We start from the raw sequence: 11,681 nt of genomic DNA, 5'->3' as shown, positions 1-11,681 counted from the left end.
GCTTCTTACTCCGCCGCGGCCTGCACGGGTGCCGCCGCCAGACGCGCGACGGCCTCACGGATCGCGGCCTCGCTCTCCTCGATCGCATCGTGCAGGCCGATCACGACGAGACGGGTAACCCGCGCCTCGTTGGCGGCGAAGGGGCGGTCGTAATAGTTGTCGATCCGCCCGCCCACGGCCTGGATCAGCAGCCGCGCGCCCTTGCCCTCGACAGCGGCGAAGCCTTTGACACGCAGGATGTCGTGTTCCGCGATCAAGGCTTTCAGCCCAGCCATGAAGGCGTCGGGCGAAGCGAGTGGGCCGGTTTCCACCACGAAGCTCTCGAAATCGTCGTGGTCGTGCTCATGCCCGGCCTCGTGCTCCATCTCGTGATGCGAGCGGCGCTCGTGGATGTGATCCTCGGTTCCGGCGGCGAGTCCGAGCAGTACGTCGGCCGGCAGCTTGCCCTGCTCGGCCGTGACGATCGCGAGCTTGCGGGAGGCCGCTTTCTGAATCTCGGATTTCACGCCTTCCAGCGCCTCGGCCTCCACGAGATCGGCCTTGGAGAGAACCAGAAGATCGGCGGCGCGGATTTGGTCCTCGAACAGCTCTTCCAGCGGATTGTCATGGTCGAGGCTCTCATCGGCCTCGCGCTGGGCCTGAACCTTGGCCTCGTCGTCGGCAAAGCGGCCGGCGGCCACCGCCGCCGCGTCGATCACGGTGACGACGCCGTCGACCGTCACGCGCGCCTTCACCTCGGGCCAGTTGAAGGCGGCCACCAGCGGCTGCGGAAGGGCGAGGCCGGAGGTCTCGATCACGATATGATCGAGCCGGTCGGCCCGCTCCAAGAGCTTTTCCATCGTGGGGATGAAGTCGTCGGCCACCGTGCAGCAGATGCAGCCATTGGTGAGTTCCACCACGTCTTCCTCGCGGCAGGTCTCGACGCCGCAGCCGCGCAGGATGTCGCCATCGACGCCGAGATCGCCGAACTCGTTGATGACCAGCGCGATGCGCCGGCCATCGGCATTCTGGAGGAGATTGCGGATCAGCGTGGTCTTTCCGGCGCCGAGAAAGCCGGTGATGACGGTGGCGGGAATCTTGCGCATGGGGTCAGCCTTTGAGCTGGAGAGGGAGGCCGGCGGCGACGAAGGTGACCTTCGAGGCCAGCGCGGCGATCTGTTGATGAAGCCGGCCCGCCTCGTCGCGGAAACGGCGGGCGAGGGCATTTTCGGGGACGATGGACAGGCCCACCTCGTTGGACACGAGCGCGACGAAGCCGGGCGGTAGCCCATTCAGGACGTCGCAAAGCCGTTTGGCTTCGGCCTCGATATCGGCCTCCGCCATCATGAGATTGGTGAGCCAGAGCGTCAGGCAGTCCACCAGAAGCGCACGGCCTTCGCCGGCCTCTCGGGCAATTGCCTCCGCGAGATCCAGCGGCGCATCCACCGTGACCCAAGGGCTGGGGCGGCGCGCCTGATGCTCGGCGATGCGCGCTTCCATCTCGGCGTCGAAAGCCTGGCCCGTCGCGATGTAGACGGGCGCAAGGCCGGTCGCCAGCACGAGCCCTTCGGCCAGCCGGCTTTTGCCCGAGCGCGCGCCGCCGAGGATGAAATGGACGCTCATGCCGCGCGCGTGCCCAAGCGCGCGAAGCGGTCGAAGGCAAAGCCCGCCGTGAGCCCGATCAGCACGAAGAACAGCGCCGAGACGCTGAGCGAGGCGACGGCGAACTCGGCGGCCAGCGTCGGCGGAATGGGGCTGGCGAGATCGGCCGGGTGCGGCGCGGGCACGAGATGGGGCGCGACGAGGAGCGCGAGCCCGCCGAGCCGCGCGGCGGGCGAGGGGCGCAGCATCAGAAGCGCCAGCCCGGCGGCAGACGTCGCGACCGTGCCGAGCCACCAGAACTGACGGGCGGCGAGGTCCGCCGCCGGCATGGCGGGAAGTTCGGGCGGCAGGCCGAGCGCGGGGGCGAGCGTCAGGACGCCGAAGCCCGCCAAGCCCCAGAGCGCGCCGTTGCGCAGGGTGATCGGCCGGTTCAGGGCGAGGCTGGCGGCCGCGAGGACCAGTGCGAAGCCGCAGCCGAGCACGAGATTGGCCAGAAGCGAGCCGCCGGTGCGACTGGCGACCAGCGTCGTCGCTTCGTGCTCGCCGCCGGCCGAGGCATGGTCGCCAGCCGAATGGGCGAACGCGGGCGAGACGAGGCCGAGCGCGCTCGCGTGGGCCGCATGGGCGGGCGCTCCCCCCTCTTCGTAGACCTCGGCCGCGACGATGAGGGGCACGAGCTTGATCTGCTGCACGGGCGTGATCGATGCGCCGGCAACGAGGCCGGCGAACAGCGCGGCCGCGAGTGTGCGGGTCAACATGGGCAATATCCTGCCTTCGGAGCGCCTTTCCGGCGCTTCCGTCAAAGAAACGAGACGAATCGCATCAAGGCCGGACGCGTGGATCGGCCGGCACGGGAGGGCGAAGCGTCAGTGGCAGGGCAAGCCCATGGCATGGCGCGCGTCATGCGCGGTGTCGTGCAGGGCGTTGGCGCTGGCAAAGCCCGCGCCCCAGACGAGAAAGGCGCCGAGCGCGAGAGCGAACGCGGCAATGGCGAAGCGCGCCTGTGCGGGCGCGGCAATGGGATGAACGGCCGAAAGGGCGGTTCGAGTCATGGCATCAACCTCCGTGACGGCGGCCGAAATGGCCGCCTTCGCAAGGGATGGCAGGTCTCCTGGCTCGCGGGTCATCGGTTGTCTCCTGCCTTCCCGGATCGAAATCCAGTGGCGTTTCCGGCGGATCATCGCCGGTGGAGGAACCTCTCCGCTCTACAGTCGCGGGGTCGGCTGCGATCCGGGCCCTTGGTTTAAGTCGGCCCTTCGCATTCCCTCTTAGCCCGTGCGCGCAGGGTGCGGCGCGGGACCATCCATCGCCCAGATTAAACGGCTGCCGTCCCAAGTCAAACGATTCAAGGAAGGCGGTTCGTCAGGCCGATGCCGAGCGGGTGCGGGGTGGGGAGAAGTCCATCTCCATGCGTGTGCCCCCCTCGCTCACATAGCGGATCGTTCCGCCGAGCTGCTGGGCGAGGCTCTGGAGAATGCGCTGCCCGAGCGAGCGCGAGGTAGCCGGATCGACGGGCCCCTGAAAGCCGACGCCGTTGTCGGCGACGCTCAGGCGGTAGAACCCGTTGCCGAGGGCCGAGAGACCGACGCGGATCGTGCCACCGTTGCGCCCTTGGAAGGCGTGTTTCAAGGCGTTGGTGATCGCCTCCACCAGGATCAGCGAGAGCGTGGTGAGATGCTGGAGCTCGAAGCTGCGCCCCTCCATCTCCGGCCCCATCTCGATCTCGACCCGAATGTTTTCGACGCCCGAGGTTTCCAGAATGTCGGCGCTGAGATCGGCCAGATAGGTGCGGATCGGCTGTTTCAGCGTTTCGGGATCGTAGAGGCGGCGATGAATCCGAGAGACCGTGTCGAGCCGGGCGCGTGCGTCGTCGAAGGCGGCCGCCGCGCTGGCCGGGTCCTGCATCACCTTGCGCTTCTGCAGGCCGAGCAGGCTGGAGACGAACTGCATGTTGTTGGCGACGCGGTGCTGCAGCTCCTGGAACATGGCGCGCTGCTGCTCGTAGAGCCGCCCGACCGTTGCCCGTTCATCCTGCAGCCTGTCCATGGCCCGGTGAACCGCGTCGATCAGCGCGATATCGACGCCCACGACGAAGACGTAGAACAGAAGGGCGATCGCGGTTCCCGGATGCACCTCGAACGAGTTGAAGGGCGGAATGAACCAGTACCATGCGGACAGGCCCGACAGGACGGCGCAGGTGACGCCCGGCCAGAACCCGCCGAAAAAGGCCGTCAGGATCACAGCCGGAAAGAAGGTGAGGTAGGGAAAGCCCACCGGTAGAATATGGTTGGTGGCAAAGCGAAGCGAGAGGGCAGCCGCAAAGGTCAATAGCGCCAGACCCCACGACAGGGCCGGCGTCGCGCGAACACGCGCCGACACCTCGAACAGGTTCATTCCCAAGCCGCCTTCCACCCTGCCTGACCAACCGCGACGTCATCCCCGCCCGTCACGGGTCTACGCAGATGACAGGATTTGGCCTCCAAGCGGCAATAGGCAAGGTGCTGGAGAAGCTTAGGCGGATTATTTAGCTGTGTCTGGAAATTCCTGCGCGCTGGATTGCGGTCTTTTCGGACGATATTTCGCTCTTCGCGGGCATGAGAGCCATCGGCCGATTCGTCAAACGGGCGTTTCTAGCCGGGGTGAAGCGCCTTTTCGACGGCGCGACGGATCAGGGCGAGGCTGACCGGCTTGGAAACGAAGCGGGCCTGGCGTGGCAGTTCGCCGTCGCCGGGGCTGACGCGGCCCGAGCAGACGACGATCGAGACATGAGGCCAACGCGCCGCCACCTCCCGCGCCAGATCGATCCCGTCGATCGGGCCGGGCATTTCGATGTCGGTGTAGAGAAGGGTGATCGTTTCGGTTTGAGCGAGATGATGGAGCGCCTGCTCGGTATTGGCCGCTTCCAGAACGGTGAAGCCGGCATCCTCCAGAAGATCCACCGCCTCCATTCGCAGGAGAGGCTCGTCTTCCGCCACAAGGGCCACAGCGTGTTTTGCGAGCGTGCTCATGCCCCTTAAAGGCGCGACATCGGGAAAAGTTTCCGGACTACGAAACCTCCGGTGGCTGTTGGTGCAGCCCGGAGGAAAACGCCCGTGCCCTGCGTGATACGCCTCTACCCGTCCGAGCTGTGCAAGGCGCCGAGCGGGGCTTCCATGCGGCAGACGAGGCCGCCCGGCTCGAAACGCTGTTCCACGCTGCCGCTGACCGCGCCCGGCAAGCCGCGCTCCACCAGACGCGAGCCGAAGCCCCGGCGCGTGGGTTCGGTGACGAGCGGGCCGCCGCGCTCCCGCCAGACAAGGCGGAACAGGTCCGCGCCATCCTGATGTTCGATCTCCCATTGAAGATCCACGGTGCCCTCTGGCACCGACAGCGCGCCGTATTTGGCCGCGTTGGTCGCCAGCTCGTGCAGGATCAGCGCCAGCGACAGGGCGGCGTTGGCGTCGAGCCGAACGGGCGGGCCGGACAGGCGGATGCGATTCTGCCCGTCGTCATGAAGGGCGAGCGTGTCATGGGCCACAGCTCCGATTTCGGTGGCGGCCTGACCCGGACCCAGAAGCAGATCGTGGGCGCGGCTGAGCGCGGCGAGGCGGCTGCCGAGCGTTTCGCGCGCGGTCGCCATGTCGGGCGCGTTGCGCAGCGTCTGCGAGGCGATGGCCTGCACCATGGCGAGCGTGTTCTTGAGGCGATGGCTGAGTTCGCGAATGAGCAGCCGCTCGCGCTCTTCCGCCCGGCTGCGGCCGATGGCGGCATGGGTGCGGTCGGCCACCGAACGCACGAAGCGCAGGTCCGCTTCCGAGAAGGAGCGCAGCTTGTTGTCATGGACGAAGAGAAGCAGCGACAGCTGGCCGTGCTCGATGATCGGCACGTTGAGAAGAACGCGAACGTCGATGGCCTCCAGCGAGGCGTGGTGATCGGCCGTGCGCGGATCACGCCTCGTATCTTCGATCAGCACGATCTCGCCGCGCTTCAGATCGTCGATGAAGGACCCGTAGTCCCGGAAATGATGCAGGCCGGCGATGCTGGCGATGCCCGGCACGCGCCAGTCGGGCTGGATCGACACGGTTTCCTGAACCGCATCCACCACGCCGACCCCGGCGCGCGTCGCGTTGAGCTGCACGGCCATGGTCTCGGCCGCCGCGAAGGCGATCTCGCCGACATCGTGCATGTCGCGCAGGCGCTCGCCCAGCGCAGCCAGAGCCAGCTTGCGTTCTTCGCTTTCTCGAAACGCGGTGATGTCGATCGCAACGCCCGGAAAGCGCAAGGGGCGGCCTTCCTTGTCCCGGTAGGCGCGGCCGCGCGCGTGAACCCAGGTGATCTCGTTCGTCGCGGGTTTGTGCAAGCGATAATCCTGCTCGTATTCGCCGCCCGACGCCACGCTTTCCCCAATGGCGAGCGCCACCCGCTCCCGGTCGTCGGGGTGAATGCCGGAGACGAAGAGTTCGAGCGGGACGCCCTCTTCGGCTTCCTGCTCGCTGACCCCGAACATGGAGGCGAAATAGGGGCCGGCATAGACCTTGTCCGTGGTCAGGTCCCAGTCCCACCAGCCGAGCGAACCCGAAGCCTCGAAGGCGAGCGACAGGCGCTCTTCCGACATGATGCGCGCCGCTTCGCTCCGGCGCAGCCGCGCAGCGAGGTCGTCACCCTCGTGATGGAGTGAACTGGCCTCACGCGCGGTTCGGCGCGCGGCGCGCAGATGGTTCGCCGCCTCGGCCCGCATTTCCGCAATGGCGCGTTGATGCTCCCGGCTGACATTTCCATCGGGCAGCGGCGGCGCGATCCGCACGGAAGCGAGGCAGCCCCGAAGGCGCTCGACCTCGGCCATCAGCTCGTCACGGGAAGCGGAATGAGGGTTGAAGGTCACGGAAGAATGCCATCCGGAGAAGAGCATGGGATCGGTCGTATCAGTGGAAAACGTTGGCCGCTTCGCCTGCCGTCGTCAATCGGCGGCTGTCGCGTTTCGCGAGGAATGCCAAGGCTTTGACCGGTGCGGCGGCGAAAATGTCACGATCGGGCGTTCACGTTGTGTTTTGGTTGGCTAACGATGGGGCGGCCCTGGAAAAGCGAGCGGCAACGTCAAGATGTCGCTCTCTTCGGGCATGGTTCATTTTTGTTTGGCCGGCTGGCGCGCTGCGGTTTTGACGCGCCGGCACGGGCTGGACATCGAAGGCGAACTGAGGCCAGACACGGGGCAGGCCGAAGAGGCCGGCATCGTCCGGCCGGCCCGCTGCGCGCGCCGTTTCACGTCGGGAGAGACCCATGCACCACCCCGCCATCGCCCCGCTTCACACCGCCGTCGTCATCGGGGGCGCCACCGGCATCGGCCTCGCCGCCGCCAAGCGCTTCGTGGAGATGGGCCTCAAGGTCGCCATTGTGGATCGTCGCATGGAGGAACTCGTGCGCGCTCACGAGGCGCTGGTCGCGCTGGCGGGCGAGGAGGAAGGGCGCATCGTCGCGGCCGCCTGCGACGTCAGCGACCGGGAGGGCCTCGCCAAGACGGCCCAGCATATCGAGGCGACGCTCGGCCCCGTTCATGTGCTCATGAACAATGCCGGCATCCAGCCCGGCTCCTCCATCTTCGGAGAGCAGGGCGAGTGGGACGCGGTTCTTTCGATTAATCTCGGCGGCGTCATCAACGGAACGCGCATTTTCGGCCCCGCCATGATCGCGCATGGCCAGCCGGCGCTGATCATCAACACCGGCTCCAAGCAGGGCATCACCACGCCGCCAGGCGATCCCGCCTACAACGTGTCGAAGGCGGGCGTGAAGGTCTTCACCGAGGCACTCCAGCACGAATTGCGCAACAGGGCGGACTGCCGGGTCGAAGCGGCGCTGCTGATCCCCGGCTTCGTCTGGACCGACCTGACGCGCCGCGACCGCACCGAGAAGCCCGCAGGCGCCTGGACGCCGGAGGAAACCGTCGCCTTCATGCTGGACCGGCTGGAAGCGGGCGATTTCTATATTCTCTGCCCCGACAACGAGACGACCCGCGAGATGGACGAGAAGCGCATCCGCTGGGCCGCCGAGGATGTCGCGAGCAACCGCCCGCCGCTGTCGCGCTGGGAGCCGAACTGGGCCCCCCGCTTCAAGAGCTATCTCGACGGCGAGTGAGGGGCGGGGCGCTCGCGCGCGCCCCGTGTCCTTTGTCAGATGCCCGCTCGCAGGCGCGGCGCGGTGGAGCCATGCGTCATGGCGCGCAGCGTGCCGTCGCGGCGCACGAGATGATGCCAGAGCGCCATGGCGATATGGCCCGCGATGAGCACGAAGAGGCTCCAGCCCAGGAACTCGTGCGCTTCGCTGACGAAGGAGCCCAGAACGGCATTGCGCGGCGCATCGCCGCGCACCAGAATGGGAAAGCCGTAGATCACCAGCTCACGCCCCTTGAAGAAGGCGCGCAGCATCCCGAGCGTGGGTTCGAGGATCAGCAGGGCGTAAAGCGCGACATGGCCGAGCGTCGCGGCGCCGCGCATCAGCGGATGGCCTTCATGGGCCGGGCGGCGCGAGAGATTCGCCAACCCCCAGACGCCGCGCAGGATGGCGAGCCACCAGATGGTGAAGCCGACCGAGACATGCGTGCCCCACAGGACGTTGTCCAGCGCGCCATGCTCGGCGGTGGCGCGCACGATGGCCGTCAGGAGCTGCCAGAGAATCATCAGCGCCATGCCCCAATGCAGGGCGCGGCTGACGAGACCGTATCCATGGGGATTGTCCGCCCAGCGGCTTGGCATCGACATGGCTCTTCTACCTTCTTCTGACACCCCGGCCCGACTCGGCAGACCGCGCGTGCTTCGCTGGCACGGGATCGGGCATCCTGCGAGCTAGTCCAGACAGGCGGGCCGAGTCGAATGAAACTCCTGTCGTATTGCGTCCATGTTCCGGTAATCTGAGCGGCAGGTCAGGTTTTGCGGGCGCGGTCTTGCGCAATGGCCCAGAGCGCGTCGATGTCGAGACAGGCTTCCAACTGGGCGGCGATGGCGTCCAGCGCGGCTTCCACGCCTTTCAGATAGGACTGGTTCGAGCCCGTCAGACCGAAGCCCTGGAGAAGGCGACGACGCCAGGCATCCGAGCCGAAGACGCCGTGGAGATAGGTGCCCTCGACCCGCCCATTGGCGCTGCGTGCGCCCTCCATGCGCCCGTCGATCGTGGCGAAGGGGCGGGCGCGGTCCGCCCCATCCGTCGCGCCCATATGGATTTCGTAGCCGGTGACGGCCAAGCCCTCATGCGACAGGCCGGCGACGGCGCGCACGGTCTTCGGCCCTTTCATCACCGTCTCGACCTCAAGCAGCCCCAGCCCCGCGGCCTCGGAGCATGTCCCGTCCACACCGTCCGGATCGCGAATGCGTGTGCCCAGCATCTGGTATCCACCGCACAGACCCAGGATTCGCCCACCCCGCGCGTGATGGGCGCGGAGGTCCCCGTCCCATCCGTTGCGGCGGAAGGCCTGGAGATCGGCGATCGTGGACTTGGTGCCGGGTAGGACGACAAGCGCGGCATCGGCCGGCAGGCGCTCGCCGGGCCTGACGAAGCGCACCTCGACGCCGGGCTCGGCGGCGAGCGGGTCGAGATCGTCGAAATTGGCGATACGGTCGAGAACCGGGACGGCGACCAGAAGCTGCGCCGCGCCGCGTGACGGCGCCTGGCGCGCTTCCAACGCTACGGAATCCTCGGCCGGCAGATGGCGTGCCTCGGCAAGCCAGGGCACCACGCCGAAGCTCGGCCACCCGGTGAAATCCGTGATGGCGGCGAGCCCCTCGTCGAACAGGCTGACGTCGCCCCGGAACTTGTTGATCAGAAAGCCCCGGATCGGCGCGCGGTCGCCGGGCGGCAGGATCGTGTGCGTGCCCACCAGCGAGGCGATGACGCCGCCCCGGTCGATATCGCCGACCAGCACGACCGGCACGTCGGCCGCCCGCGCAAAGCCCATATTGGCGATGTCGCCAGCGCGCAGGTTGATCTCGGCCGGCGAGCCCGCGCCTTCCACCAGGATCAGGTCGGCCTCGGCTTCGAGATGGGCGAAGCTGCCGAGAACCGAGCCGAGAAGCGTCGGTTTCAGCCGCTGATAGTCGGCCCCTCGCGCTGCGCCTGCGACGCGCCCCTGCACCACGATCTGCGATCCGGTTTCGCTTTGGGGTTTGAGGAGGACCGGGTTCATGTGGACGCTCGGCTCCGCGCCGCAGGCCAGCGCCTGAAGCCATTGCGCGCGGCCGATCTCGCCCCATTCGCCGGTTTCGGGAATGCGCGCGACGGCGGCATTGTTGCTCATGTTCTGCGGCTTGAAAGGGCGCACGGTCAGCCCCCTTTGCCGGAACAGGCGGCAGAGGCCGGCCACCAGCGCGCTCTTGCCCACATCCGAGCCCGTGCCCTGCAGCATCAGGGCGGGAACGCGCGGCCGGCTCATGACCAGAGAAGGCGCAGGGCGAGCGCGATGCACACGGTGACGAGAAGCGGACGGATGAGACGCGAGCCGAAGCGCATGGCCGAAGCCGCGCCGAGCCGCGCGCCCAGAAACTGCGCGACGCCCATGGCGAGGCCGAGCTTCCAATGGATCGTCCCGACGCTGGCGAAGACCAGAAAGCCGCCGAGATTGGAGGCGAAGTTCAGGAACTTGGTGTGCGCTGTCGCCTTGAGGACGCCGTAGCCGGCAAGACCCACGAAGGCCAGCATGAAGAACGAGCCGGTGCCGGGGCCGAACAAGCCGTCATAGGCGCCGATCAGCGGCACCACGACCAGCGCGAAGCGCTTGGGCGAGATTCGGCGCTCGCGATCCACATCCGACAGGCCGGGCTTTAACGCGAAATAGATCGCGATGGCGATCAGGAGAAAGGGCAGGAGCGTGCGCAGGAAGTCGAGCGGCAGCGAGGCGGCCAGAAGCGCGCCGCAGGCGGAGCCGCCGGCCGACAGGAGGCCCGCCCCCCACATGTCGGTGATGCGCATATGCCCCTTGCGCGCATAGGCAATGGTCGCCGAGCCCGAGCCGAAGAGCGATTGCAGCTTGTTGGTGCCGAGCGCGGTGAGCGGATCGACCCCGCCCAGAAGCAGCGCCGGCACCGTGATCATGCCGCCGCCGCCCGCGATGGCGTCGATGAACCCGGCTAGAAACGCCGCGCCGACCAGAAGCAGAAAGACGAGATCGAGGGGCATTTTGAGACCATGGGCGGGTCGGGCCGACGCGAGCCCGAGGGGGAGGGCGCTGGCACCTGCTGGAGCGCAGGAGCAACGGGGGCCGGGGCGTCAGAACGCTTTATGGCCGCTTCGCTCTTAGGCCCGTTGCGGGAAGGGTGGCAAGGTGCGGGCCGTCATCCAGCCATGCGTTTTGCCAAGGCGGGTCGCACGGCCAGCATCAGGGGCAGAAGGGCGAGGCAATAGACCCCCATCGCGCCGAGCAGCAGGGGATAGGACACGCCCCGGTCGATCAGGACGCCCGCCAAGCCCGGCCCGAGGGCGGCGGCGAGCACCATGAGGGGCACGATGGCCGAGCGGATCGCGCCCAGATGCCTGACACCATAGACTTCCGGCCAGAGCGTGCCGAACAGCGTCAGCGAGAACCCGTCGCTCAAGGCATAAAGCGCCATGAAGAGGAACGCGGCGGCGGGCCCTTCCACGGTGCCGAGCACGAGGCAGCCAAGGCCGAGCGGCAGGAGATAGAAGGGCAGGAGCGCGCGGGCCGAAAAGCGGTCCACCAGCCAGCCCGCCAGAAGCAGCGAGCCGACCGTCACCAGCGCATAGAGTGGAAAGGCGCTGGCGAAGAGCCCGGACGACCAGCCGCGCAGCTCGCCGAGATAGACCTGATGAAATAGGACCGTATTGGAAATGAAGGCCGGCGGCAGCATGGCCATGAGAAGCAAGGGAAAGAGAGGGTCGCGCAGCACCTGCTCCCGCGTCCAGCCTTGCGTTTCCGGCACGGTGCCGGCCGGCGTCTCGGGCTTCCGCTCGCGCGAAAACAGCAGCGCGGCGAGCGGCAGGAGGAGGCAGAGGAGCATGGCCACGCAGAGCCAGACGCCGCGCCAGCCAAGCCATGCCGCGCCCGCCGTGAAGGCCAAGGGCAACAGCGCCTGGCCCGTGTTCAACCCGAGCGAGGCGAAGGAGACGGCCCGCCCCCGCCC

12 protein-coding genes and 1 riboswitch are annotated in these 11,681 nt (G+C 67.6%); of the genes, 1 reads left to right on the top strand and 11 read right to left on the bottom strand.

The features are described from left to right. Positions 1 to 5: 5 nt before the first annotated feature. From cobW to NS365_RS15130, 7 genes are all read right to left on the bottom strand, one after another. Positions 6 to 1,085: a cobalamin biosynthesis protein CobW gene (gene cobW, locus NS365_RS15160; RefSeq protein ID WP_058601140.1), complete on the bottom strand. Its 1,080-nt coding sequence runs from the start codon at positions 1,083 to 1,085 to the stop codon at positions 6 to 8. Between the two features lie 4 nt (positions 1,086 to 1,089). Then, entirely contained in the window at positions 1,090 to 1,602 is a 513-nt protein-coding gene (gene cobU, locus NS365_RS15155) for a bifunctional adenosylcobinamide kinase/adenosylcobinamide-phosphate guanylyltransferase (protein WP_058601139.1), read from the bottom strand. Further along, positions 1,599 to 2,339 carry a CbtA family protein gene (locus tag NS365_RS15150; RefSeq protein ID WP_058601138.1) on the bottom strand — a complete coding sequence of 247 codons (741 nt, stop codon included), beginning with the start codon at positions 2,337 to 2,339 and terminating at the stop codon, positions 1,599 to 1,601. Before NS365_RS15150 ends, cobU begins: the two co-directional genes overlap by 4 nt. A 108-nt stretch (positions 2,340 to 2,447) precedes the next feature. Then, entirely contained in the window at positions 2,448 to 2,708 is a 261-nt protein-coding gene (locus NS365_RS15145; protein WP_058601137.1) for a CbtB domain-containing protein, read from the bottom strand. After that, a riboswitch (cobalamin riboswitch) is annotated at positions 2,666 to 2,900 on the bottom strand. It overlaps the preceding gene by 43 nt. Positions 2,901 to 2,943: 43 nt before the next feature. Beyond that, on the bottom strand, positions 2,944 to 3,975 hold the full coding sequence (locus NS365_RS15140) for a sensor histidine kinase (RefSeq protein ID WP_058601136.1): 1,032 nt from the start codon (positions 3,973 to 3,975) through the stop codon (positions 2,944 to 2,946). Positions 3,976 to 4,211: 236 nt separating this feature from the next. Beyond that, on the bottom strand, positions 4,212 to 4,589 hold the full coding sequence (locus tag NS365_RS15135) for a response regulator (protein WP_058601135.1): 378 nt from the start codon (positions 4,587 to 4,589) through the stop codon (positions 4,212 to 4,214). A gap of 104 nt (positions 4,590 to 4,693) precedes the next feature. Then, a complete protein-coding gene (locus NS365_RS15130) occupies positions 4,694 to 6,442 on the bottom strand; it encodes an HWE histidine kinase domain-containing protein (RefSeq protein ID WP_193753454.1) in 1,749 nt (582 codons plus the stop codon). A 395-nt stretch (positions 6,443 to 6,837) separates the two neighbouring features. Here NS365_RS15130 and NS365_RS15125 point away from each other — a divergent pair, with 395 nt between their 5' ends. Then, positions 6,838 to 7,689, top strand: coding sequence for an SDR family NAD(P)-dependent oxidoreductase (locus NS365_RS15125; protein ID WP_058601133.1), 852 nt, complete (start codon positions 6,838 to 6,840; stop codon positions 7,687 to 7,689). A 35-nt stretch (positions 7,690 to 7,724) separates the two neighbouring features. Here the strand turns inward: NS365_RS15125 and NS365_RS15120 are convergent, their stop codons facing one another. The 4 genes from NS365_RS15120 to NS365_RS15105 form a co-directional block, all read right to left on the bottom strand. Beyond that, entirely contained in the window at positions 7,725 to 8,312 is a 588-nt protein-coding gene (locus tag NS365_RS15120; RefSeq protein ID WP_058601132.1) for a cytochrome b, read from the bottom strand. Positions 8,313 to 8,473: 161 nt separating this feature from the next. Continuing rightward, positions 8,474 to 9,976: a cobyric acid synthase gene (locus NS365_RS15115; RefSeq protein ID WP_058601131.1), complete on the bottom strand. Its 1,503-nt coding sequence runs from the start codon at positions 9,974 to 9,976 to the stop codon at positions 8,474 to 8,476. Continuing rightward, on the bottom strand, positions 9,973 to 10,719 hold the full coding sequence (locus NS365_RS15110; RefSeq protein WP_058601130.1) for a TSUP family transporter: 747 nt from the start codon (positions 10,717 to 10,719) through the stop codon (positions 9,973 to 9,975). Before NS365_RS15110 ends, NS365_RS15115 begins: the two co-directional genes overlap by 4 nt. Positions 10,720 to 10,874: 155 nt before the next feature. Next, the coding region (locus NS365_RS15105) for an MFS transporter (protein WP_058601129.1) at positions 10,875 to 11,681 on the bottom strand (807 nt) is incomplete at its 5' end.

This window comes from Aureimonas ureilytica (assembly GCF_001475935.1).
GTDB classification, from domain to species: domain Bacteria; phylum Pseudomonadota; class Alphaproteobacteria; order Rhizobiales; family Rhizobiaceae; genus Aureimonas; species Aureimonas ureilytica_A.
The sequence above is the reverse complement of the archived record's forward strand: the minus strand, read 5'-3'. Positions and strand labels throughout refer to the sequence as shown.

Bases quoted from the DNA above. Each gene is read 5' to 3' on its own strand.
- NS365_RS15140 (WP_058601136.1), bottom strand. From the start codon at position 3,975: ATGAACCTGTTCGAGGTGTCGGCGCGTGTTCGCGCGACGCCGGCCCTG.
- NS365_RS15110 (WP_058601130.1), bottom strand. From the start codon at position 10,719: ATGCCCCTCGATCTCGTCTTTCTGCTTCTGGTCGGCGCGGCGTTTCTA.
- NS365_RS15120 (WP_058601132.1), bottom strand. From the start codon at position 8,312: ATGTCGATGCCAAGCCGCTGGGCGGACAATCCCCATGGATACGGTCTC.
- NS365_RS15135 (WP_058601135.1), bottom strand. From the start codon at position 4,589: ATGAGCACGCTCGCAAAACACGCTGTGGCCCTTGTGGCGGAAGACGAG.
- NS365_RS15115 (WP_058601131.1), bottom strand. From the start codon at position 9,976: ATGAGCCGGCCGCGCGTTCCCGCCCTGATGCTGCAGGGCACGGGCTCG.
- NS365_RS15145 (WP_058601137.1), bottom strand. From the start codon at position 2,708: ATGACCCGCGAGCCAGGAGACCTGCCATCCCTTGCGAAGGCGGCCATT.
- NS365_RS15125 (WP_058601133.1), top strand. From the start codon at position 6,838: ATGCACCACCCCGCCATCGCCCCGCTTCACACCGCCGTCGTCATCGGG.
- cobU (WP_058601139.1), bottom strand. From the start codon at position 1,602: ATGAGCGTCCATTTCATCCTCGGCGGCGCGCGCTCGGGCAAAAGCCGG.
- NS365_RS15150 (WP_058601138.1), bottom strand. From the start codon at position 2,339: ATGTTGACCCGCACACTCGCGGCCGCGCTGTTCGCCGGCCTCGTTGCC.
- cobW (WP_058601140.1), bottom strand. From the start codon at position 1,085: ATGCGCAAGATTCCCGCCACCGTCATCACCGGCTTTCTCGGCGCCGGA.